Annotated in this window: 24 protein-coding genes; 21 read left to right on the top strand and 3 right to left on the bottom strand. The window is 71.8% G+C overall.

The window, feature by feature from the left end:
* Positions 1 to 218 precede the first annotated feature (218 nt).
* Positions 219 to 1,256, top strand: a complete 1,038-nt coding sequence (locus ACFWGZ_RS02340) for an NAD-dependent epimerase/dehydratase family protein (protein ID WP_382449639.1) — start codon at positions 219 to 221, stop codon at positions 1,254 to 1,256.
* Between the two features lie 16 nt (positions 1,257 to 1,272).
* Positions 1,273 to 2,232, top strand: a complete 960-nt coding sequence (locus ACFWGZ_RS02335) for a lysophospholipid acyltransferase family protein (protein WP_382449638.1) — start codon at positions 1,273 to 1,275, stop codon at positions 2,230 to 2,232.
* Here the strand turns inward: ACFWGZ_RS02335 and ACFWGZ_RS02330 are convergent.
* Positions 2,201 to 3,475 (bottom strand): isocitrate lyase/phosphoenolpyruvate mutase family protein, encoded by a 1,275-nt coding sequence (locus ACFWGZ_RS02330; protein ID WP_382449637.1) that lies wholly within the window; start codon positions 3,473 to 3,475, stop codon positions 2,201 to 2,203. The genes ACFWGZ_RS02335 and ACFWGZ_RS02330 overlap by 32 nt on opposite strands.
* Positions 3,476 to 3,531: 56 nt before the next feature.
* Here ACFWGZ_RS02330 and ACFWGZ_RS02325 point away from each other — a divergent pair, with 56 nt between their 5' ends.
* A complete protein-coding gene (locus tag ACFWGZ_RS02325; RefSeq protein ID WP_382449636.1) occupies positions 3,532 to 4,182 on the top strand; it encodes an ArsR/SmtB family transcription factor in 651 nt (216 codons plus the stop codon).
* Here the strand turns inward: ACFWGZ_RS02325 and ACFWGZ_RS02320 are convergent.
* Together ACFWGZ_RS02320 and ACFWGZ_RS02315 are read right to left on the bottom strand one after the other, a co-directional pair.
* On the bottom strand, positions 4,179 to 4,418 hold the full coding sequence (locus ACFWGZ_RS02320) for a glutaredoxin family protein (protein ID WP_382449635.1): 240 nt from the start codon (positions 4,416 to 4,418) through the stop codon (positions 4,179 to 4,181). The genes ACFWGZ_RS02325 and ACFWGZ_RS02320 overlap by 4 nt on opposite strands.
* Positions 4,419 to 4,422: 4 nt before the next feature.
* On the bottom strand, positions 4,423 to 5,898 hold the full coding sequence (locus tag ACFWGZ_RS02315; protein ID WP_382449634.1) for an AMP-binding protein: 1,476 nt from the start codon (positions 5,896 to 5,898) through the stop codon (positions 4,423 to 4,425).
* Positions 5,899 to 6,109: 211 nt separating this feature from the next.
* Between ACFWGZ_RS02315 and ACFWGZ_RS02310 the strand changes: the two genes are divergently transcribed.
* From ACFWGZ_RS02310 to ACFWGZ_RS02225, 18 genes are all read left to right on the top strand, one after another.
* The gene (locus ACFWGZ_RS02310; RefSeq protein WP_382449633.1) at positions 6,110 to 6,682 is read left to right on the top strand and encodes a sigma-70 family RNA polymerase sigma factor; all 573 of its coding nucleotides are present in this window, start codon (positions 6,110 to 6,112) and stop codon (positions 6,680 to 6,682) included.
* A 138-nt stretch (positions 6,683 to 6,820) separates the two neighbouring features.
* Positions 6,821 to 7,816 (top strand): DUF5667 domain-containing protein, encoded by a 996-nt coding sequence (locus ACFWGZ_RS02305; protein ID WP_382449632.1) that lies wholly within the window; start codon positions 6,821 to 6,823, stop codon positions 7,814 to 7,816.
* A 41-nt stretch (positions 7,817 to 7,857) separates the two neighbouring features.
* Positions 7,858 to 8,754: an HAD family hydrolase gene (locus ACFWGZ_RS02300; RefSeq protein WP_382449631.1), complete on the top strand. Its 897-nt coding sequence runs from the start codon at positions 7,858 to 7,860 to the stop codon at positions 8,752 to 8,754.
* A gap of 123 nt (positions 8,755 to 8,877) precedes the next feature.
* Positions 8,878 to 10,347, top strand: a complete 1,470-nt coding sequence (locus tag ACFWGZ_RS02295) for a molybdopterin-dependent oxidoreductase (RefSeq protein ID WP_382449630.1) — start codon at positions 8,878 to 8,880, stop codon at positions 10,345 to 10,347.
* Between the two features lie 182 nt (positions 10,348 to 10,529).
* The gene (locus tag ACFWGZ_RS02290; RefSeq protein WP_382449642.1) at positions 10,530 to 11,300 is read left to right on the top strand and encodes a redox-sensing transcriptional repressor Rex; all 771 of its coding nucleotides are present in this window, start codon (positions 10,530 to 10,532) and stop codon (positions 11,298 to 11,300) included.
* A 37-nt stretch (positions 11,301 to 11,337) separates the two neighbouring features.
* Positions 11,338 to 12,651 (top strand): glutamyl-tRNA reductase, encoded by a 1,314-nt coding sequence (locus tag ACFWGZ_RS02285; RefSeq protein ID WP_382449629.1) that lies wholly within the window; start codon positions 11,338 to 11,340, stop codon positions 12,649 to 12,651.
* A complete protein-coding gene (hemC, locus tag ACFWGZ_RS02280) occupies positions 12,648 to 13,583 on the top strand; it encodes a hydroxymethylbilane synthase (RefSeq protein ID WP_382449628.1) in 936 nt (311 codons plus the stop codon). The genes ACFWGZ_RS02285 and hemC overlap by 4 nt, the downstream gene beginning before the upstream one ends.
* Before the next feature lie 18 nt (positions 13,584 to 13,601).
* Positions 13,602 to 15,134, top strand: coding sequence for a uroporphyrinogen-III synthase (locus tag ACFWGZ_RS02275; RefSeq protein ID WP_382449627.1), 1,533 nt, complete (start codon positions 13,602 to 13,604; stop codon positions 15,132 to 15,134).
* 72 nt (positions 15,135 to 15,206) lie between these two features.
* Positions 15,207 to 16,181 (top strand): porphobilinogen synthase, encoded by a 975-nt coding sequence (gene hemB, locus ACFWGZ_RS02270; RefSeq protein ID WP_382449626.1) that lies wholly within the window; start codon positions 15,207 to 15,209, stop codon positions 16,179 to 16,181.
* On the top strand, positions 16,166 to 16,669 hold the full coding sequence (locus tag ACFWGZ_RS02265) for a hypothetical protein (protein ID WP_382449625.1): 504 nt from the start codon (positions 16,166 to 16,168) through the stop codon (positions 16,667 to 16,669). Before hemB ends, ACFWGZ_RS02265 begins: the two co-directional genes overlap by 16 nt.
* Positions 16,670 to 16,678: 9 nt before the next feature.
* Complete coding sequence (locus ACFWGZ_RS02260) at positions 16,679 to 17,119, top strand: hypothetical protein (protein WP_382449624.1); 441 nt, start codon at positions 16,679 to 16,681, stop codon at positions 17,117 to 17,119.
* On the top strand, positions 17,116 to 17,514 hold the full coding sequence (locus tag ACFWGZ_RS02255) for a hypothetical protein (protein WP_382449623.1): 399 nt from the start codon (positions 17,116 to 17,118) through the stop codon (positions 17,512 to 17,514). The genes ACFWGZ_RS02260 and ACFWGZ_RS02255 overlap by 4 nt, the downstream gene beginning before the upstream one ends.
* Positions 17,511 to 18,140, top strand: coding sequence for a hypothetical protein (locus ACFWGZ_RS02250; protein WP_382449622.1), 630 nt, complete (start codon positions 17,511 to 17,513; stop codon positions 18,138 to 18,140). The genes ACFWGZ_RS02255 and ACFWGZ_RS02250 overlap by 4 nt, the downstream gene beginning before the upstream one ends.
* On the top strand, positions 18,140 to 18,559 hold the full coding sequence (locus tag ACFWGZ_RS02245) for a hypothetical protein (protein ID WP_382449621.1): 420 nt from the start codon (positions 18,140 to 18,142) through the stop codon (positions 18,557 to 18,559). The genes ACFWGZ_RS02250 and ACFWGZ_RS02245 overlap by 1 nt, the downstream gene beginning before the upstream one ends.
* Positions 18,560 to 18,564: 5 nt before the next feature.
* Complete coding sequence (locus ACFWGZ_RS02240; RefSeq protein ID WP_382449620.1) at positions 18,565 to 18,912, top strand: hypothetical protein; 348 nt, start codon at positions 18,565 to 18,567, stop codon at positions 18,910 to 18,912.
* 11 nt (positions 18,913 to 18,923) lie between these two features.
* Positions 18,924 to 20,219 (top strand): glutamate-1-semialdehyde 2,1-aminomutase, encoded by a 1,296-nt coding sequence (gene hemL, locus ACFWGZ_RS02235; protein ID WP_382449619.1) that lies wholly within the window; start codon positions 18,924 to 18,926, stop codon positions 20,217 to 20,219.
* The gene (locus tag ACFWGZ_RS02230; RefSeq protein ID WP_382449618.1) at positions 20,216 to 20,845 is read left to right on the top strand and encodes a histidine phosphatase family protein; all 630 of its coding nucleotides are present in this window, start codon (positions 20,216 to 20,218) and stop codon (positions 20,843 to 20,845) included. Before hemL ends, ACFWGZ_RS02230 begins: the two co-directional genes overlap by 4 nt.
* Positions 20,842 to 21,399, top strand: a complete 558-nt coding sequence (locus ACFWGZ_RS02225; protein WP_382449617.1) for a TlpA family protein disulfide reductase — start codon at positions 20,842 to 20,844, stop codon at positions 21,397 to 21,399. Before ACFWGZ_RS02230 ends, ACFWGZ_RS02225 begins: the two co-directional genes overlap by 4 nt.
* The last annotated feature ends 1 nt before the right edge of the window (position 21,400 follow it).

Below are 21,400 nucleotides of genomic sequence, written 5' to 3'. Positions count from 1 at the left end.
CACGAGGAGACCGGCGGCGGTTGCGTTTCGCGGGACCGTCCCACGGGGAAGTTCACCCTTCGGGACGCTTGCACGACATCGCGGGAACGGGGCCGCCGATCGGGTGATTAGCCCGTGAAGCCTGCGTGACCTGCGTCAAGACGGCGTTCCGGCCCCGCCCGGTTTCCGAATCGGCTTGTAGCATCGACCAATCGCACCGCCCTCGTGCTTGGAGTCGCATGACGCCCAAGGTCGTCCTCGTCACCGGAGTCAGCCGCTTCCTCGGCGGCCACCTCGCCGCGCGCTTCGCCGCGAACCCGGACGTCGAGCGGGTGCTCGGTGTGGACACCGAGCCGCCGCCGCGTGACCTCCTGCGCAGGATGGGCAGGGCGGAGTTCGTGCGGGCCGACATCCGCAACCCGCTGATCAGCAAGGTCATCTCCACCGCGAACGTCGACACGGTCGTCCACGCCTCCGTCACCGCCAACCCGGCCGGGCCCACCGGTCGCACGGCGATGAAGGAGATGAACGTCATCGGCACCATGCAGCTGCTGGCCGCGTGCCAGAAGTCGCCGAAGGTGCGCAAGCTCGTCGTCAAGTCCACGAGCGCCGTGTACGGGTCCAGCAGCCGCGACCCGGCGGTGTTCACCGAGGACATGGGCCCGAAGGACCTGCCGTCGTCCGGCTACGCCAAGGACGCCGTCGAGGTCGAGGGGTACGTGCGCGGGTTCGGCCGCCGCAGGCCGGACGTCGACGTCACGACGCTGCGCTTCACCAACTTCATCGGGCCGCGCATCGACACGGTGCTGACCCGCTACTTCGCCCTGCCGGTCGTGCCCACGGTGCTGGGGTACGACGCTCGTGTGCAGCTGCTGCACTCCGAGGACGCGCTCGCGGTCCTGGAGCGCGCCACGCTGCACGAACTGCCCGGTGTGTTCAACGTGGGCGGCGACGGCGTGCTGCTGCTGTCGCAGGCGATCAGGCGGGCGGGCAGGCTGAACCTGCCGGTGCCCAGCGCCGCCGTGCCCACGGTCGGGGGCTTCTTCCGGAGCGCCCGGCTCGTCGACTTCTCGCCCGACCAGATGAGGTTCCTCAACTGGGGGCGCGTGGTCGACACCACCCTGCTGAAGAAGGACTTCGGGTTCACGCCGCGGTGGACCACCCAGCAGGCCTTCGACGACTACGTGAGCGGACGGGGCCTGAAGCCGCTCATCGACCCGGAGACCGTGGTCGCCGCCGAGCGGGGAATCCTCGACGCGGCCGCGCGGTTCCGCTGATCTTCGCCTTGAGGAGATGAACGCAGTGGCAGGAGCACGCGTTATCCCGCTGCACGACCCGGAACGCGACGCCGCGCGCAGATCGCGCCACGTCGAGGTGGTTCCCGAGCCGGAGCAGCAGCGGTCCGCGGAACCGGACTGGGAACGCAGGCTGACCGATCTGCTGGCGTTCGCGCGCAGGCGGCTGGCGGGCGACTACGAGGTCGACGAGTTCGGCTTCGACCGCGACCTCACCGAGAACGTGCTGATGCCGCCGCTGAAGCCGCTCTACGAGAAGTGGTTCCGGGTCGAGACGATCGGCCTGAACAACATCCCGATGGCCGGGGGCGCGCTGATCGTGGCGAACCACTCCGGCACGGTGCCGCTCGACGCCCTCATGACCGCGTACGGCATCGCGTCCGAGCACCCGGCGCACCGGCCCCTGCGCGGGCTCGGCGCCGACCTGGTGTTCCGCACGCCGGTGCTCGGCGCGCTCGCGCGCAAGGGCGGCCAGACGCTCGCGTGCAACGCCGACGCGGAGCGCCTGCTGTCGTCCGGTGAGCTCGTCGGCGTGTGGCCGGAGGGCTTCAAGGGCATCGGCAAGCCGTTCAAGGACCGCTACAAGCTGCAGCGCTTCGGCCGCGGCGGCTTCGTGTCGGCGGCGCTCAAGACCGGCGTGCCGATCATCCCGGTCTCGATCGTCGGGGCCGAGGAGATCTACCCGATGATCGGCGACGTCAAGGCGCTGGCGCGGCTGCTCGGCTTCCCGTACTTCCCGGTGACGCCGTTCTTCCCGCTGCTCGGGCCGCTGGGCGCGGTCCCGCTGCCGTCGAAGTGGTACATCGAGTTCGGCGAGCCGATCCGCACCGACTCCTTCGGCGAGAACGCGGCGGACGACCCGATGCTCGTCTTCAACCTCACCGACCAGGTGCGCGAGACGATCCAGCAGACCCTGTACCGGCTGCTCACCCAGCGGCGGAACGTGTTCCTCGGCTGAGGTCCTGGACCTCGGCGTAGCCGAACGCGGCGGGCGGCTCCGCACCGTCGCGGACCTGGACGGCGGTCGCGACGGCCTGCCGCAGGGCCGCCCTGAACAGCAGCGACCCGGTGCTGATCCGCTTCACGCCGAGGTCGCCGAGCTGCTGCGGCGTGCGGGCCTGGGCCAGCACGTTCAACGGCGCCAGCGCCGCGAGCCGCTCGATGTCACGCGGTTCGGTCAGCCCGGCCACGAAGATCCCGTCGGCACCGGCGTCGACGTACCGGCGGGCGCGCTCTTCGGTCTCGTCCAGCGCGAGGCCGAGCCAGTGGGTGTCGACGCGGGCGTTGAGGAACACGCCGGGCGCCCGGTCCTTCACGGCCCGGATCAGCTCGGCCTGCTCCCGCGGCGCCGCGAGGCCGTGCGGACGGCCGTCCTCCAGGTTGACGCCCGCGACGCCGAGCCCGGCGACGAGTTCCGCCACCTCCTCCGGTGCCGCGCCGAACCCGGACTCCAGGTCGGCCGTGACGGGGAACGGCAGCCCGGCGAGCATCCGCGCGAGCCGGACGGTCTCCGCTCCCGCGAGGCCCGCGCCGTCCTCGAGGCCGTGCGCCGCCGCCACGCCGAGGCTCGTCGTGCCGACCGCGGGGAAGCCGCTCGCGTGCAGTGCGACCGCCGACGCGTGGTCCCAGGCGTTGGGCAGCACGAACGGCCCGTCCTGGTGGTGCAGCGCCCGGAAGGCGAGGTTCTTGGCGATCCGGGTGGCGACGTCGCGGCCGGGACAGGCGTGCGGGCCGTGGCCGAACGGGTGCGCGTCGAGCCGGACCTCGACCACGCCGTCCTGAGAGGCCCTGCGCGTGATCGGGACGGGCGGGGAGGGGTCCGAGGTGCGCAGGCGCTCCGCGAACGCGTGCGTGGCCGCCCAGGCCTGCACCAGCAGCCCGATCCGGGCGGCGGTCAGCTCGTCGTGGCCGCCCGCGAGCCGTTCGACCGCCGCGTCGGCCTCGGCCGTGACGGCCTCGTGCGGCTGGTAGCAGGGGGCGATCGCGGCGATGTCGTCCAGCGAGCCGGGCAGCCCGAGCGCGGTGGCCAGCTCGTCGAGCGAGGTGACCTGCACGTTCTCGATGAGCCTGGTCGTGAGCGCGCGCCTGCGGGCGTGCTCGGCGCCGTTGCTGAAACGGACGACGTGCGCGCGCAGCCACGCCACGCCCTGGTCGCCGGCGGGCACGGACGGCACGGGCAGGCCCAGCAGCTCCTCGGTCATGCCCCGACGCTAGGGCCCCGACGCTTCGGCGCCGGCCGAAGTGTCCCGGCCGCACAATGGCGGGCATGGAGGCACTGGCCGCGCTGCTGGCGGACCGGACGCGGGCGGCGTTCTGCGGGGCCCTGCTGGACGGCAGGGCCTGGACGGCGCACGAGCTGGCCGCCCACGCCGGGGTGGCGGCGTCGACCGCCAGCGAGCACCTGACGCGCCTGGTCGAGGGCGGCCTGCTGGTCGAGCACCGGCAGGGCCGGCACCGCTACGTCGCGCTGGCCGGTCCGCACGTGGCCGAGCTGCTGGAGGCGATGACGGCCTTCGCCGGCCCTCCGCCGGCCCCGCGCACGCTGCGAGCAGCGTCCGCTTCGGAGGCGATGGCCCGTGGCCGCACCTGCTACGACCACCTCGCGGGCAAGCTCGGGATCGCGCTGAAGTCGGGCCTGGTGGAGCTCGGCGTGGTGACGGCGGAGCTGGCCGTCACCGAGCTGGGCGTCGTGTGGCTGAAGGAGCTCGGGTTCGAGCCCTCGAAACGGCAGGTCAGCAGGGCCTGCCTGGACTGGACCGAACGCGTCCCGCACCTGGCCGGAGCCGCGGGGGCGCACCTGTGCGCGGTGTTCCTCGACCGCGGCTGGGTGAAGCGGATCGGCACGACACGGGCCGTGGCGCTCACGCCGGCCGGTGAACGCGGCTGGCGTGAGCTCGGCCTGGTCTAGGACGCGAGCGCGGCCCGCAGCCGGTCCTCCTCGACCTTCCAGTACCCGTGCTCCACCCCGTCGACGAGGAACACCGGCACCTGGTCGCCGTACTCGGCGCGCAGCTCCGGGTCGGCGTCCACGTCCTCGGCGGACCAGGTGGCGCCCATCTCGGCGCAGATCCGCTCGACCTCGGCCTTGGCCTCCTCGCACGCGTGGCAGTCGGCGCGGCTCATCACGGTCACGTGGTGCGGCACGGCGTCACGCTCCCAGCGGCTTGCGCAGGATCGCGCGGGCCAGCTTGCCGGTCGGCGAGTGCGGCAGGGCCTGCACGAACTCCACCGACGTCGGCACCTTGAACTTCGCCAGCCGCGCCGCGCAGTGCGCCACGACGTCGTCCGCCGACAGGTCCTCGCCGTCGCGCAGCACCACGACCACCTTGACCGACTCGCCGGTCCTCTCGTCCGGCACGCCGACGGCCGCGGCCTCCAGGACGGCCGGCATCTCGTCCACGACCCGCTCCACCTCGTGCGGGTAGACGTTGAAGCCGTTCACGATGATCAGGTCGTTCGCGCGGTCGACCAGGTGCAGGTCGCCGTCGGCGTCGATGAAGCCGACGTCGCCCGTGCGGAACCAGCCCGACGGGTCGGGGCCCCGTTCGCCGTCCGGCCAGTAGCCGCTGAACAGGTTGTCGCCCTTCGCGGAGACCAGGCCGGTGCCCGGCTCGTCCTCGTCGACGTCGAGCACCGAGCCGTCGGTGTCGACCAGGCGGATCTCGACGCCGGGCAGCGCCTGGCCCACCGAACCGGGCTTCGGCACGCCGCCGACCAACGTGGAGGTGAGCACCGGGCCGGTCTCGGTCAGGCCGTAGCCCTCGTAGATCGGGATGCCGATGGCGCCGCGCATCTCGGCGATGACACCCGCGGGCAGGGGGGCGGCGCCGGAGGTGAACAGGCGGACCGTGGCGAGCTTCTCGCGCAGCAGCTCGACGGGGTGGGCGAGGATCGCCCGGTACATCGGCGGCACGCCGACCATCGTCGTGACGCGGTGCTCCTCGATGACGTCCAGCGCCGCCGACGGGTCGAAGCGCTCCAGCAGCACCGCCGTGGCACCGGCGCCCGCGACCTGCAGCAGGCCGGGGCCGAGGCCGTAGACGTGGAACAGCGGCAGCGCGAGCAGCACCCGGTCGCCCGCCGTCACGGGTGCGGGCCGCAGCGAGGCGCACTGCGCGACGTTCGCGAGCAGCGCGCGGTGCGAGAGCATCGCGCCGCGCGGCACGCCGGACGTGCCGGAGGTGTAGCCCAGCACCGCCAGGTCCTCGCCGCCGCCCACGGCCTCGAACGGCTCGCCGGCGGCCGTGACGTCCGGAAGGTCCAGGACGTGCGCGTCCGAGCCCTCGCCGTCGCCGATCAGGAACCTGGCCCCCGAGTCGGCCAGGATGCGCTGGAGTTCGCGCGGTGGGGTACCGGGGCCGGTGGGCACCACGACGCCGCCCGCGCGCAGAATTCCGAACACGGAGACGACGAACTCGGGGCTCGTGGGCAGCCGTACCGCCACCCGGTCGCCCGATTCGAGTCCTGAATCGGCCAAATGGCGGGCGAAAGCGTCGATCGCACCGTCGATGGTTTCCCACGTGATGCTTTTTCCGCTCACCACGTCGACGAGCGCGACGTGGCCGGGTCCCCGCTGTGCCGAAGCACGGACGAGATCTGAGACATTGCGAGCGGAAGTCACCATGGCCTCCTCATGAACAACAGGGCGCTCGGAGCAGTCTTCCACGCGTGACGAGCGTCATGAAGTCGTGGATCACGCGTCTCCCCGTACGAGCCGGGTCCACTACCTACTACGGAGTAACAACACGTATGCTGCCGCCACGGCGACTCTGTGGAGGTGCCGCGAGCCGATGACCGCGCGGGCACGACCGAACACGATCAGGACCACCCGGACCATGACGGGGGGTCAGCACGACGACGCCGACGAGCCGTGGCAGCTCGTCAAGGCCGCCCAAGAGGGTGACACCGAGGCGTTCGGGGTGCTGTACGACCAGTACGTCGACATGGTGTTCCGCTATGTCCTCTTCCGGGTCGGCGGCGACCGGGCGTTCGCCGAGGACGTGACGAGCGAGACGTTCCTGCGGGCGCTGCGCAGCATCGGCTCCGTCAGCTACCAGGGCCGCGACGTGGGCGCGTGGTTCGTCACGATCGCCCGCAACATCGTGTTCGACCACGTGAAGTCGAGCCGGTACCGCCTCGAGGTCACGACGGCCGAGCTGCAGGACAACCGCGAGGAGACGAGCGGCCCCGAGCAGGAGGTCATGACCGAGGCGACCAACGCGGAGCTGCTCCGCTGCGTTGCACAGTTGGGGGATGACCAGCGCGACTGCATCAGGCTGAGGTTCATCGAGGGCAAATCGGTCTCGGAGGTCGCGCAGATCATGGACCGCAACGAGGGCGCCGTGAAGGCGCTGCAACACCGGGCCGTGCGGCGGCTCGCACAGATCCTCCCGTCCTGGTTGCGGTGATCGCGATCGCAGGGGCGTAACCCAAAGCAGATCAACTTCGTTACTCGGGCTGAGATGGACGGCAAGGGAAGAACACCGCGGTGGCGGCAGGCAGAGCACGAGCGCTTCGCTCGTGCCGTTGAGGGCGGCCCTCGGCCGGTGGGTGACGACGACTTCGCGGAGGACCTCGCGATCGTCGAACTCCTCCGGCGGATGGACGTCGGCCCGGACGCCGAGACGCGCGAACGCATGAAGCAGCGCGTCCTCACGGCGTCACCACCCGAGAAGCCGCTGGCCCTCTCGTCGGTAAGACGGGTGGGAGCGCGCGCACGGGTGGCAGTCGCAGCGGCCGCGGTCCTGTGCTTGCTGATGTCACTCGGCGGCATGAGCGTGCTGCTCAGCCGTGACGCGCTCCCGGGAGACCCGCTCTACGGCATCAAACGCACCACCGAAGGCGCCTCGCTCGGCCTGACCTTCGACGAGGAGTCCCGAGCCCTCAAGCACCTCGAGTTCGCCGCCGCCCGCGTGACGGAGATGGAGACGCTCGCCGACCGCGCCTCGGACTCGTCCGCGCAGCTCACGGCCCTCTCCGACCTGGACACCGACGCCGTCGAGGGCGCCCGCCAGCTCACCACCTACGCGACGACGTCCGACGAGACGGCACTCCCCGCACTGCGCGACTGGGCGCTCGACCAGTACGAGAAGCTCGGCACCCTGCGCCCCCGGCTGCCCGACGACGCGGGCAAGCACGCCGACACCACGATGTGGTTGCTCGCGAGCATCGCCCAGCGCGCCCACGACCTGACGGCCCGCATCGGCTGCGGCGCCGTGACCAGCGGCTCCGCCGACCCGCTGGGCCCGCTGCCGGCGAAGGACGAGTGCACGACGGCGGTCCAGCCGCCGAACGCCTCCGCGAGCAGCCGCCCGACCCCCACCGCACAGCCGACGCAGTCGGGCCGGCCGGCCCAGACCGGCTCGGCGGCACCACCGGCCCAGCCCACGCAGTCGGTCGTCCCCGGCACCAGCACCCCACCGGCCTCGAAGCCGGGCAGCACGACCCCGCCCGCCTCGGGCAAGCCGGAGATCACCATCCCGCTGCCGCTGCCCCTGCCCAGCATCTCGCTGCCGCTGCTGCCCGGCATCAGCTTCGGTTGAGTCGTCCAGTCCCATCGGGACCTGATCGCTAGGCTTGCGACATGGCAGGCAAGCGTGACGTGGAGAGCGACCGGCTGGCCGAACTGGCCGGCGAGGCATCGGCAGAGGCGGCGATCCAGGCCGCCGCGATGGCGCCGGAGCTCGAAACCTCGCTGTCGGTGCCCACCGACCTGACCGCGGCGGCCTTCTTCGACGTGGACAACACGATGATGATGGGCGCCTCGATCTTCCACTTCGCCCGTGGCCTGGCCGCGCGCAAGTACTTCAGCTCCTCCGACCTCGCGGGATTCGTCTGGCAGCAGCTGAAGTTCCGCGTGGGCGGCCGGGAGGACCCGGAGTCGGTGAAGGCGAGCCGCGAACAGGCCCTCTCCTTCGTGGCGGGCCGCAGCGTCGCCGAACTGGTCTCCCTGGGCGAGGAGATCTACGACGAGCTGATGGCCGACCGCATCTGGAAGGGCACCCAGGCCCTGGCCCAGATGCACCTGGACGCGGGCCAGCGGGTCTGGCTCGTCACCGCGACCCCGGTGGAGCTCGCCCAGATCATCGCCCGCCGCCTGGGCCTCACCGGAGCCCTGGGCACGGTCTCCGAGTCGGAGGACGGCGTCTACACCGGCCGCCTGGTCGGCGACCTGCTCCACGGCAAGGCCAAGGCGCAGGCGGTCCGGGCCCTGGCCGCCAAGGAGGGCCTGAACCTCCGCCGCTGCACCGCCTACTCGGACTCCTCGAACGACGTCCCGATGCTCTCCGTGGTGGGCACGGCGGTGGCCGTGAACCCGGACTCGCAGCTGAGAGAGATCTCCCGCCGCAAGGGCTGGGAGATCCGGGACTTCAGAACGGGCCGCAAGGCCGCGAAGATCGGCGTCCCGTCGGTGCTGGGCGCGGGAGCGGTGGCGGGCGCGATAGCGGCGACGATGGCCTACCGCCGCAGGGTGAAGTAGCACGCGGCCGACGCCGGGCACCCGCGAGCAGGAGACGGGAACCCGCCCGCCGGACGCGAAGTTTGATTACCGCCCCCTTACAACTGCGGCGAACCACCCCCCGCCGGGTGTCGAATGAAGACCATGAAGCCCACCAAGGCCGCCTTGACCGGCCTGCTGGCCCTGACAGCAGCCCTGGCCGCAGGCCACCTGGTAGCAGCCTTCGTGGACCCGGCGGCCTCCCCGTACCTGGCCGTGGGCAACGCCGCGATCGACCTGACCCCGTCCTGGCTGAAGGACTTCGCCGTGACGACCTTCGGCACGGCGGACAAACTGGTCCTCCTGACCGGCATGGCCGTCGTCCTGGCGGCCATCGGCGTGGCAGCGGGCCTGGCCAGCAGGAACAGCCCGACCCCCGGCACGGTGGTCGCGGTCGTCCTGGGCGGAGTCGGCCTGGGGGCGGTGCTGACGAGGTCGGACGTGGGCCAACTGGCGGTCCTCGCCCCGATAGCGAGCGCGGCGACCGGCGTCTACGTCTTCCGCTACCTCCACCGGGAGGCGGAGGAGAGCGAGAGCCGCAGGAGCTTCCTGATCACCGCGGGCCTGGCGGTGGCAGCGGGCACCGCGGGCCAGCTCTTCGGCACCCGCACCGACGTCGAGGGCTCACGCCAGGCCATCGGCGACATCACCGCGAAGACCAAGGCCCCCGCGATCCCGCCGAACGCCGACTTCGCCCGGGACGGCACGCCGACGTTCATCACCAGCGCCGACGACTTCTACCGCATCGACACGGCCCTGAGCGTCCCCCGGCTCCGCGCGGAGGAGTGGGCGCTGCGGATCCACGGCATGGTCGACCGCCCGGCGGTGCTGACGTTCGACGAGATCCGCAAGCGGGACCTGGTCGAGGAGACGATCACCCTGACCTGCGTCTCCAACGAGATCGGCGGCCCGTACATCTCCACCGCCAACTTCATCGGCGTCAAGATCGGCGACGTGCTCCGGGAAGCAGGCGTGCAGGCGGGCGCCGACCAGCTCTTCAGCACCAGCGACGACGGCTTCACCGCGGGCAGCCCCCTCGACTACGTCCTCGAGAAGGGCCTCATCGCCATCGGCATGAACGGCAAGCCGCTGCCGGCCGAGCACGGCTTCCCGGCCAGGCTGGTCGTCCCCGGCCTCTACGGCTACGTCTCGGCGACGAAGTGGGTCACCGACCTGAACGTCACGACGTTCGAGAAGGAGCAGGGCTACTGGATCCCGCGGGGCTGGGCGACGAGGGCGCCTATCAAGACGTCCTCGCGCATCGACCGCCCGAAGCGGATGGGCAAGGTCCAGGGCAGGACGACCATCGCAGGTACCGCGTGGGCGCAGCCGAAGGGCGTGGCCAAGGTCGAGGTGCGGATCGACGGCGGGCCGTGGCAGGAGACCGAGCTCGGCGCGGACGTCAGCGACAGCACCTGGCGCATGTGGAAGATCGACCTGGACCTGGGGCGGGGCAGTCACACGGCCGAGTGCCGGGCGACCGACAAGTCCGGGTTCACGCAGGACCAGGCCCGGCTCGACCCCGTGCCCGACGGTGCCACGGGCTGGCACTCGGTCACCTTCACCGTCGAGTAGGCACGGTGGAGCAGGTGCTCACCCCGTAGTGATCATGAACCGAGGAAGCGCTGGTCACGCCCAGTGACCGGGGCCGGGGAAGCTGATCATCGACTTTGTGCATGCGTTCACAAGCGGTACGGTGTGGTCATCACCAACGCCGCGGGGTCTCTGCGGTGGAGCACATCCGGAGGTCGGAGAGCGTGGCATCACGGCGGGGCGAAGGTGAGACGACCACGACCCCTCTGGAGCCTGCCGACAGGGAGCGCGCGAAGGCGATCCCGGAGGCCGCGGTGGCCAGGCTCGCCGTGTACCTCCGCGTGCTGTCGGGCATGGCCGACCAGGGCGTGACCGCCGTCTCGAGCGAGGAGCTCAGCCAGGCCGCGGGCGTCAACGCGGCGAAGCTCCGCAAGGACCTGAGCTACATCGGCAGCTACGGCACGAGGGGCGTCGGGTACGACGTCGAGGTCCTCGTGAGCCACATCGAGCGCATCCTCGGCCTCACCCGCAACCACTCCGTCGCCGTCGTCGGCATCGGTAACCTTGGTCACGCTCTCGCGAACTACGGCGGGTTCCCCGGCCGCGGTTTCCCGGTGACCGCCCTCTTCGACGTGGACGACGATCTCGTCGGAATCCCTGTTGGGGGCATTCCCGTCAACCACATCGACGAGATCACCGCGGTCTGCCTCGAACGCGAGGTGTCGATCGGCGTCATCGCGACGCCGCCGCCCGCGGCCCAGTCGGTTTGCGACCGTTTGGTATCTGCGGGCGTGCAGTGCATTCTGAACTTCGCACCGGTTGTCCTCCAGGTTCCAGACAACGTCGAGGTGCGCAAGGTTGACTTGGCGGTCGAGATGCAGATCCTGTCGTTCCACGTCGCTCGACGTGCGGACGAGGCTGCCAGCGTCTCAGCGGGGATCGGACCGGCAGGCAACGACGGACTCGGTGTGGACGGGATGGTGATTCGCCCGTGAGCGTGAGCCAGGCGGCTCCGGCAGACGTGGTGAGTGCATGAGCGTGCTCGTAATCGGTCTGTCGCACCGCACCGCCCCCGTCCCGGTCCTGGAACGCGTCACCGTGGCCGAGCCGGACCTGCCCAAGGTCCTCGGCCAGTTGCTCGCCGCCCCCAGCGTCTCCGAGGCGATGGTCCTGTCGACCTGCAACCGGGTCGAGGTCTACGCCGTCGTCGAGTCGTTCCACGGCGGCATGTCCGAGGTCGTCGAGGTCCTCGCGCAGCACGCGCAGGTCGACGCCCAGTCGCTGTACGAGCACTTCTACGTGCACTACGCGGCCGCCGCCGTCGAGCACCTGTTCTCCGTCGCGGCCGGCCTCGACTCGATGGTCGTCGGCGAGTCCCAGATCCTCGGCCAGCTGCGCGGGTCGTACGCGGCGGCGGACGAGGCGGGCACCGTCGGCAAGACCGTCCACGAACTCACCCAGAACGCCCTGCGCGTCGGCAAGCGCGTGCACTCCGAGACCGGCATCGACCACGCGGGCGCGTCGGTCGTGTCCGAGGCCCTCGGTGACGCGGAGGCCGAGCTGGGCACCCTCGTCGGCCGCCGCGCGCTGCTCGTCGGCGCCGGGGCCATGGGCGGCCTCGCCGCCGCCCACCTGCGCCGCGCCGGCATCGGCGAGGTCGTCATCGCGAACCGGACGCAGGCCAACGGCGTGCGCCTGGCCACGGCGCTGAAGGCGGAGGGCGTCCCCGCGACGGCCGTCGACCTCGGCGCGCTGGCCGTCGAGATCGACCTCGCGGACGTCGTCTTCGCGTGCACCGGCTCGGTCGACACCGTCGTCCGCGCCGACCTGATCGGCAAGCGCGCCCGCCCGCTGGTCGTCTGCGACCTCGGCCTGCCCAAGGACGTCGACCCGGCCGCGGCCGAGCTGCCGAACGTTCGTGTGGTCGACCTGGAGACGCTGCAGCGCCGCCTGTCGGACGCTCCCGCAGGTCAGGACGCCCGCCTGGCGGCCCAGCTGGTCGCCGGCGAGGTCAAGGCCTACCTCGCGGGCCAGCGCTCCGCCGAGGTCACGCCGACCGTCACGGCCCTGCGCAAGCGGGCGGCCGAGGTGGTCGACGCCGAGCTCCTCCGCCTTGATTCGCGACTTCCCGAACTGGACCCCGCGACACGCGGTGAATTGGCCAAGACGGTGCGTCGCGTTGTAGACAAGCTCCTGCACACGCCGACCGTCAGGGTGAAGGAGCTCGCCTCCGCCCCTGGTGGCACCGGCTACGCGGAAGCTCTCCGCGAGCTCTTCGGGCTCGACCCCCAGACTCCCGGGGCCGTCAGTCAGACCAAGTCTTCAGTGGATGGTGAAACGCGGTGACCCGCACCCTACGGATGGGTACCCGAGGCAGCGCACTGGCGCTCGCGCAGACGGGGACCGTCGCCGAGGCCCTGCGGGCCGCCGGCGCCCAGGTCGAGATCGTCGTCGTCAAGACGCCGGGTGACCTGTCCGACGCGCCCATCGCGCAGATCGGCATCGGCGTCTTCACGTCGGCGCTGCGCGACGCGCTGGCGGCCGGCGAGATCGACATCGCCGTCCACTCCTACAAGGACCTCCCGACCGCACCGGACCCGCGCCTCGTGCTCGCGGCGGTGCCCCGGCGCGAGGACCCGCGCGACGCCCTCGTGGCGCGCGACGGCCTCACGCTCGGCGAGCTGCTGCCGGGGTCCACCGTGGGCACCGGGTCCCCGCGCCGCGCCGCGCAGCTGGAGGCCCTCGGCCTCGGGCTGAACGTCGTGCCGCTGCGCGGCAACGTGGACACCCGCATCGGCAAGGTCCGCAACGGCGAGCTCGACGCCGTGGTGCTGGCCCGTGCCGGCATCGCGCGCCTCGGTCGCGCCGACGAGATCACCGAGACGCTGGAGCCCATCCAGATGCTTCCCGCGCCCGCACAGGGCGCGTTGGCAGTGGAGTGCCGGGTCGACGACGTCGATGCCGAGCACCTGATCCAGTCCACTCTGGACGATTCGGCCAGCCGGGCCGCTGTGACCGCGGAGCGCGCCATGCTGGCCGCGCTCGAGGCGGGCTGCAGCGCGCCGGTCGGCGCGCTGGCCGATGTGGTGGAAGACCTCGACGACGAGGGCAAGGTCGTGTACCGACTTTCCCTGCGCGGGGTCGCAGCGACGCCGGAGAACGATCTCCTCCGCGCGTCCGCCACCGGTGACTTGACCGCAGCTGAGGAGCTCGGCCGGGCGCTGGCCGCCGAGTTGCTCGACCTCGGGGCCGCGGTGCTCAGCGGCCCAGAGGCGTAATCGATGGGGAGTGCCCTGATGACCCGCGCACGCAAGACCCCCGGACGCATCGCCTTCGTGGGCTCCGGCCCCGGCGACACCGGGCTGCTCACGGTCCGGGCCCACGACTTGCTCACCAGGGCTGAACTCGTGGTCACCGACCCGGACGTCCCCGCGGACGTCCTCGCGACCGTGGCCGAGGGAGTCGAGGTCCGCCCCGCTGTCGGCGAGTCCGCCGACGTGGCCAAGGACCTGGTGAACGAGGCGCGGGCCGGTGCCACCGTCGTCCGCCTCGTCGCGGGTGACCCGCTGACGCTCGACGCGGTCGTGAAGGAAGCGCAGGCCGTCGCGAAGTCGACGATCCCGTTCGACGTCGTCCCCGGCGTGCCCGCGGGCACCGCGGTCCCCGCCTACGCGGGTGTCGCGCTCGGGGGCGTCCACACCGAGGTCGACGTGCGCGCCGTCTCGGACTGGGCGGGGCTCGCCGCCTCACCCGGCACGCTCGTGCTGCACGCCACGGGCTCGCACCTGGCCGAGGCCGCGTCCAACCTCGTCGAGAACGGTCTGGCGCCGCAGACGCCGGTCGCCGTGACCGCCGAGGGCACGGGCTTCCAGCAGCGCACGATCGACACGACGCTCGCCGCCGTGGCCGCCGACGCCGGTGAGCTGAACGGCCCGCTCGTCGTCACGGTCGGCGCCGCCGCCGCTGCCCGCTCGAAGCTCTCCTGGTGGGAGTCGCGGGCGCTCTACGGCTGGCGCGTGCTGGTCCCGCGGACCAAGGAGCAGGCCGGCGCGATGTCCGAGCGCCTGCACTCGCACGGCGCGATCGCCGTCGAGGTGCCGACCATCTCGGTCGAGCCGCCCCGCAGCCCCGCGCAGATGGAGCGCTCGGTCAAGGGCCTGGTCGACGGCCGCTACCAGTGGGTCGTCTTCACCTCGACCAACGCCGTGCGCGCCGTGTGGGAGAAGTTCCGCGAGTTCGGCCTGGACGCCCGCGCGTTCTCCGGCGTGAAGATCGCCTGCGTCGGCGAGGCCACGGCCGCGAAGGTGCGCTCGTTCGGCATCATCCCCGAGCTCGTGCCGTCCGGTGAGCAGTCGTCCGAGGGTCTCCTCAACGACTTCCCGCCCTACGACGACATCCTGGACCCGGTCGACCGCGTGCTGCTGCCGCGGGCCGACATCGCCACCGAGACGCTGGCCGCCGGCCTGCGCGACCGTGGCTGGGAGATCGACGACGTGACGGCGTATCGCACCGTGCGTGCGGCCCCGCCGCCCGCCGACACCCGCGAGATGATCAAGTCCGGCGGCTTCGACGCGGTGTGCTTCACCTCGTCGTCCACGGTCCGGAACCTGGTCGGCATCGCGGGCAAGCCGCACGCCCGCACGCTCGTCGCGTGCATCGGCCCGCAGACCGCCGAGACGGCGCGGGAGTTCGGCCTCCGGGTCGACGTGCAGCCCGAGGAGGCGAACGTGCCCGCGCTGGTCGACGCGCTGGCCGCGCACGCCGCCCGGTTGCGCGCCGAGGGAGCGCTTCCTCCCCCGCGCAAGACCAAGCGTCTGCGCCGTTCGTAGACAACTGAAGCCGTCGGGGCCGCTCAAGATCCTTTGGGCGGCCCCTTCGACTCTCCGTCAGGGAGTCACACGATGTACCCACTGCACCGGCCGCGGCGTCTGCGCACGACGCCCGCCATGCGCCGCCTGGTCTCCGAGACCGAGGTGCGCCCCCGCCAGCTCGTGCTGCCGATGTTCGTCAAGGAAGGCGCGTCCGAGGCCGCTGAGATCAGCAGCATGCCGGGCGTCCACCAGCACACGCGCGACTCGCTGCGCAAAGCCGCCGTCGAGGCCGTGCAGGCGGGCGTCGGCGGCATCATGCTGTTCGGCGTCCCGGCCGAGCGCGACGCCGTCGGCTCCGGCGGCACCGATCCGGACGGCATCCTCAACGCCGCCCTGGGCGACCTGCGCGCCGAGCTCGGCGACAGCACCGTCCTGATGTCGGACTGCTGCCTCGACGAGTTCACCGACCACGGCCACTGCGGCGTGCTCGCCGCCGACGGCACGGTCGACAACGACGCGACGCTGGAGGTCTACGGAGAGATGGCCGTGGCCCAGGCCCGCGCCGGCGCCCACGTCGTCGGCCCGAGCGGCATGATGGACGGCCAGATCGCGTTCATCCGCAACGCCCTGGACGCCGCGGGCTTCCAGGACACCGGTGTGCTGGCCTACGCGGCCAAGTACGCGTCGGCGTTCTACGGCCCGTTCCGCGACGCCGTCGAGTCGCAGCTCGCGGGCGACCGCAAGACCTACCAGCAGGACCCGGCCAACGCCCGCGAGGCGCTGCGCGAGGTGCAGCTCGACCTCGCCGAGGGCGCGGACATGGTCATGGTCAAGCCGGCCCTGCTGTACCTGGACGTGCTGCGCTCGGTCGCCGAGATCTCGGACGTTCCCGTTGCGGCGTACCAGATCTCCGGCGAGTACGCGATGATCGAGGCCGCCGCCCGCAACGGCTGGATCGACCGCGAGCGCTCGATCCTCGAGTCGCTCACGTCCATCCGCCGCGCCGGCGCGGACATCGTGCTGACCTACTGGGCAGTGGAAGCCGCCCGGTGGCTGGACCGGTAGCACCACCACGTCCGATCGACGTCGCGCGCTGGTTGTGGATCGCCAGCGCCGGCATCGGCATGCTGCGGTTCGTCGCGCAGCTCTTCGACCGCGAGCTGCTCGTGTCCGAGGCCCGCAGGCAGAACCCGGGGCTCGGGCAGGACCAGGTCGACGCGGGCGTGAACGGCGGGATCCTCTTCGGACTGCTGATCGCCCTCGTGGTCCTGGTGGCGTACACGCGGCTGGCCAACGCGATGGCACGCGGGCGGAACCGGGCCCGGATCGCGCTGACCGTGCTGGGAGCTGCCTCCGTCGCGTTCGGACTGTTCCGGGTGGCGGCGTGGGGCAGCGGCGTCGCGGCGTCGGCCGGGGTGGAGATGACGGCGGCCGACCTCGGGGTCACGGTCGTCACGGCGGTGCTCGACACGTCGGCGATCGTGCTGATGTACCGGGCGTCCGCGCACTTCAGGACGAGCGTCACGGTGGACAGCGCTTCCCCGCGGACCTAGGTTTCGAGCGTGACGTCTCCGAAGGAATCGGGCACTCCCGGCACCATCACGATCGGCTACTGGCTCGTCGTGACCGGGGTGGCGCTGACCGTGCTGGCCGCGCTGTACGTGCTGCTCAACAAGCAGGCGCTGGTCGACGCCGCCGTGCAGGGCAACAAGGACCAGAACATCACCCCGGACATGATCGCCTCGACGGTCAACGGGCTGCTGATCGTCTCGCTGGTGGTGACGGTCGTGCTCGGCGCGCTCGCCGTCTGGTTCGCGGGCAAGGTCCGCGGCGGGCTGCGCAAGAGCCGCACCGGGCTGACGATCACGCTGCTGATCGGCCTGTTCTTCCAGATGATCACGAACACGCTCGGCGTCGTGGCGGCGCTGATCGCCGTCGCGGGCCTCGTGCTGCTCTTCTTCCGGCAGTCGAGCGACTACCTGGCCGAGCGCGAGACGTCGTGAACGACGCTCCCAAGCCCGTTCGCGTCGCGGTCGGGCTGTGGCTCGCCACCGCCGTCTTCACCCTGTTCACCACGGCCGGGCTGTGGTGGCAGCGCGGGGAGATCGAGCAGCTCAGCGGCCGGTCGTCCGGGGACGTGACGAACTTCCTGGTCGCGCTCACCGTCATCAGCGCGGTCCTCGCGGCGCTCTACGGCTGGCTCACCCGCGCGTTCCTGCGGCGCAGGGGCTGGGCCCGGCCGGCGCTGTCGGTCGTCGCGATCGTGCACATGCTGTGGGTGCTCGTCGTCGGGGTCAGCGCGGCGAACCTGGTCACGCTTCTGCTCATCTGCGTGGCGATCGTCTTCACGTGGCAGCGCACTGCGGCACAGTGGGTGGCGGAGGTGCGTGAGAAGTGACCCAACCGCAGGACCCCTGGTCCAACCCGGACAACGCCCAGTGGCAGAACCCCGCGGGCTCCTACCCCGCAGGCTCCCACCCCGCGGGCCAGGAGCCGTACGCCGGCCAGTACCAGGTGAGCCACGTCGGGCAGGCGAGCTTCTCGATGGCGCCGCTCTCGCCCGTGCTGCCGCAGGAGCTGGCGCCGGCCCGGCCGCCCACGATCACCGCCGCCATGTGGATCTGGATCGCGGCCGCGGTGCTGTCCGTGGCGGTGCTGCCGGTGATGCTGCTGACCAACGCCGACTACTTCGTCAGCCCGGACGACGTGGTCTCGGAACGCGACCGGCAGGCCGGCGAGTTCGGGGTGCGGGCGCTCGCGCTGATGTCCGGCTTCGGCATGCTCGTGGCCGCGGCGCCGTACATCGCGTTCGCCGTCGTGCTGCGCAACGGGCAGAGCTGGGCGCGGATCCTGCTCACGATCCTCGCCGTGCTCGGGTTCCTGACGATGATCGCGATCCTGTTCATCGCACTGGCGGCGCAGGTGTGGCAGCCGGCCGTGGCGATGACCGTCCTGGTCATGGGGCTCACCGTCGCGGCCGTGGTGCTGCAGTTCCTGCCTCCGTCGAACAGGTTCATCCGCTAGTGCTGTACCGGGAGTCCGGCTCCAGCTGGTGGCCGCTGCTGTGGGGACCGGCGTTCGCGGTCTGCGGGTACCTGGTCGAGCTGATCACCGGTCCCGCCTCCACGGCGCTGTGGACGATCGTGGGGCTCGGGCTGACGCTCGGCGCGGTGCTGTGGGTGTACGGCCGGGTGAAGACCGGCAGCGTCGTGCTCACGGCCGAGGAGGCGCAGTTCGGGCGGGAGAAGGTGCCGGTCGCGATGATCGACGGGTTCCGCGACGTCGGCGCGCCCACCGGCGCCCGCGTGCTCGGCGGCGGCTGGTCGGTGCCCAAGGGCACGACGGCGGTGCCGTTGCGGCTGCTCGACGGCGCGGTGGTGCTGGGCTGGGCGCGTGATCCGGAAGCCCTGGTCGCCGCGTTGCGGCGGGTCGTGAGAGGGTGAGCGACGTGACAGAGGCCGTGACCGAGCCGGAGACCTTCGTGGACGAGACCGCCGAGGAGCCCGCCGGCCCGGGCCTGCACCAGCCCAAGCGGTGGCTCGTCGCCGCCGGTGAGGTCGTCGCGGTCGTCCTGCTGGTGATCGCCGCCGTGTGGTGCTGGAACCGCGGTGTCGTGCGGCTCGAGTACCCGGTCGACGGCCGCGAACCGCTCATCTCCACGCGCTTGCACGGCAACTGGCTGGGCACGGCCGCCGCCGCCGTCACGCTGGCCGTGGTTCTCGTCCTCGACGCGGTGCGGCAGGTCCTGCTGGCCGTGCGCACCCGGCCGCAGAAAGCCGCCGACTCCGACATGTGAGACTGGGGTACGTGACTGCGAGTCGATCCCAGGCCCTGTTCGAGCGCGCGTCGACGCTGACCCCCGGCGGGGTCAACTCTCCGGTGCGGGCGTTCCACTCCGTCGGCGGCACCCCGCGCTTCATGGTGCGCGGCGAAGGTCCGCACCTGTGGGACGCCGACGGCAACCGGTACGTCGACCTGGTGTCCTCGTGGGGCCCGATGATCCTCGGGCACGCCCACCCGTCCGTCGTCGAGGCGGTGCAGAAGGCGGCCGTGCACGGTCTGTCGTTCGGCACGCCGACCGAGGGCGAGATCGACCTCGCGGCCGAGATCGTCGACCGCGTCGAGCCCGTCCGGCAGGTCCGCCTGGTCAACTCGGGCACCGAGGCCACGATGAGCGCGATCCGCCTCGCCCGCGGCTTCACCGAGCGCCGCAAGGTCGTCAAGTTCGCCGGCTGCTACCACGGCCACGTCGACGCGCTGCTCGCCCAGGCGGGCTCCGGCGTCGCGACGCTCGGGCTGCCGACCTCGCCCGGCGTCACGGGCGCGCAGGCCGCGGACACGATCGTCCTGCCGTACAACGACGTCGAGGCCGTGCGCGCGGCGTTCGCGGACAACCCCGGCGAGATCGCCTGCGTCATCACCGAAGCCGCGGCGGGCAACATGGGCGCCGTCGCGCCGCTGCCCGACTTCAACCAGGCCTTGCGCGACCTCTGCGACGCCGAGGGCGCGCTGCTGATCATGGACGAGGTCATGACCGGCTTCCGCGTCTCGCGCGCCGGCTGGTTCGGCCTGGAGCGGGTGAAGGGCGACCTGTACACGTTCGGCAAGGTCATGTCCGGCGGCCTGCCCGCGGCGGCGTTCGGCGGCCGGGCGGACGTGATGGCGAAGCTCGCCCCGTCCGGTCCCGTCTACCAGGCGGGCACGCTGTCCGGGAACCCCGTCGCCGTGGCCGCTGGCCTCGCGACCCTGCGCGCCGCCGACGAGGGCGTCTACCAGGCGCTCGACCGCAACGCCACGCGTCTGGGCGCGCTGTTCACCGCGGCGCTGACCGAGGCGGGCGTCGAGCACCGCGTGCAGTTCGCCGGGAACCTGGTGAGCGTCTTCTTCGGTTCTACCGAGGTGAAGGACTACGCGGGAGCGCAGGCGTGCGAGACGTGGCGCTTCCCGCCGTTCTTCCACGCGCTGCTCGACCGGGGCGTCTACGCCCCGCCGTCGGCGTTCGAGGCGTGGTTCGTGAACGCCGCCATGGGTGACGAGGAGTTCGACGTGATCGCCGACGCACTGCCGCACGCGGCTCGTGCCGCCAAGGAGGCCAGCAAGTGAGCCGCACCACCGTCCACCTGCTCCGCCACGGCGAAGTGCACAACCCGACCGGCATCCTGTACGGCCGCATCCCCGGCTTCAAGCTGTCCGAGCGCGGCCAGAAGCAGGCGCTGACCGTCGCCGAGCACCTCGCCGACCGCGACATCGTGCACGTCGTCGCGTCGCCGCTGGAGCGGGCGCAGCAGACCGCCGCGCCGATCGCCGACTCGCACCGCCTGGAACTGGCGACCGACGAGCGGCTGATCGAGGCCGACAACCAGTTCCAGGGGCTGAAGGTCGCGGTCGGCGACGGCGCGCTGCGCTCCCCGCAGCACTGGTCGAAGCTCACGAACCCGTTCAAGCCGTCCTGGGGCGAGCCGTACATCGAGATCGCCCACCGGATGCTCGGCGCCGTGCAGAAGGCGCGCGCCGAGGCCGAGGGGCACGAGGCCGTCTGCGTCTCGCACCAGCTGCCGATCTGGACGGTCCGCCGGTTCCTCGAGGGCAAGCGGATGTGGCACGACCCGCGCCGCCGCGAGTGCTCGCTGGCCTCGCTCACCTCGCTGATCTTCGAGGGCGAGCAGCTGGTCCGGATCGCCTACAGCGAGCCCGTGGGCGTGACGAACCCCAGGGTGACCGGCGCATGAAGCGGTTGCTCGTCCTGCTGCTGCTCGTCGCGGGGTGTTCCACCGGCAAGGACGCCGCCCAGATCGGCGCCGGCGACTTCTACCTCGTCGCGCCCGGTGGCCAGGTCAAGATCCGCTACGCCCCCGGCGAGCGCAAGGAGCTCAAGGGCCTCGAGGGCGAGTCCCTGCTGGAGGACGGCAAGACCGTCCGGCTCTCCGACTTCGCGGGCAAGCCGGTCGTCATCAACATCTGGGGCGCGTGGTGCGGTCCGTGCCGCACCGAGGCGCCGGAGATGCAGAAGCTCTTCGACGCCGGCACGCAGGTGCTCGGCGTGGACGTCAAGGAGACCTCGAAGGACCACCCGCGGGACTTCATGAAGGACAGGTCGCTGACGTACCCGTCGATCTACGACGCCTCGTCGCGCAGCTTCGTCAACGTCTTCCGCGGCGTCCCGGCCAACACCGTGCCGTCCACGTTCGTCGTGGACAAGGAGCACAGGGTCGCGGCGGCGTTCCTGGTGCCGGTGCTCGCGTCGGACCTGCAGCCGGTGCTGGACGAGCTCGCCCGGGAGTGAG

Origin of the sequence: Lentzea sp. NPDC060358 (genome assembly GCF_042725365.1) — a bacterium.
Classification (GTDB): Bacteria; Actinomycetota; Actinomycetes; order Mycobacteriales; family Pseudonocardiaceae; genus Lentzea.
This window is presented reverse-complemented; position numbering and strand designations above follow the sequence as displayed.

Excerpts from the sequence above, each read along its gene's own strand:
- ACFWGZ_RS02340 (WP_382449639.1), top strand. The coding sequence starts at position 219 with ATGACGCCCAAGGTCGTCCTCGTCACCGGAGTCAGCCGCTTCCTCGGC.
- ACFWGZ_RS02335 (WP_382449638.1), top strand. The coding sequence starts at position 1,273 with ATGAACGCAGTGGCAGGAGCACGCGTTATCCCGCTGCACGACCCGGAA.
- ACFWGZ_RS02330 (WP_382449637.1), bottom strand. The coding sequence starts at position 3,475 with ATGACCGAGGAGCTGCTGGGCCTGCCCGTGCCGTCCGTGCCCGCCGGC.
- ACFWGZ_RS02325 (WP_382449636.1), top strand. The coding sequence starts at position 3,532 with ATGGCGGGCATGGAGGCACTGGCCGCGCTGCTGGCGGACCGGACGCGG.
- ACFWGZ_RS02315 (WP_382449634.1), bottom strand. The coding sequence starts at position 5,898 with ATGGTGACTTCCGCTCGCAATGTCTCAGATCTCGTCCGTGCTTCGGCA.
- ACFWGZ_RS02310 (WP_382449633.1), top strand. The coding sequence starts at position 6,110 with ATGACGGGGGGTCAGCACGACGACGCCGACGAGCCGTGGCAGCTCGTC.
- ACFWGZ_RS02300 (WP_382449631.1), top strand. The coding sequence starts at position 7,858 with ATGGCAGGCAAGCGTGACGTGGAGAGCGACCGGCTGGCCGAACTGGCC.
- ACFWGZ_RS02295 (WP_382449630.1), top strand. The coding sequence starts at position 8,878 with ATGAAGCCCACCAAGGCCGCCTTGACCGGCCTGCTGGCCCTGACAGCA.
- ACFWGZ_RS02285 (WP_382449629.1), top strand. The coding sequence starts at position 11,338 with ATGAGCGTGCTCGTAATCGGTCTGTCGCACCGCACCGCCCCCGTCCCG.
- ACFWGZ_RS02275 (WP_382449627.1), top strand. The coding sequence starts at position 13,602 with ATGACCCGCGCACGCAAGACCCCCGGACGCATCGCCTTCGTGGGCTCC.
- hemB (WP_382449626.1), top strand. The coding sequence starts at position 15,207 with ATGTACCCACTGCACCGGCCGCGGCGTCTGCGCACGACGCCCGCCATG.
- ACFWGZ_RS02225 (WP_382449617.1), top strand. The coding sequence starts at position 20,842 with ATGAAGCGGTTGCTCGTCCTGCTGCTGCTCGTCGCGGGGTGTTCCACC.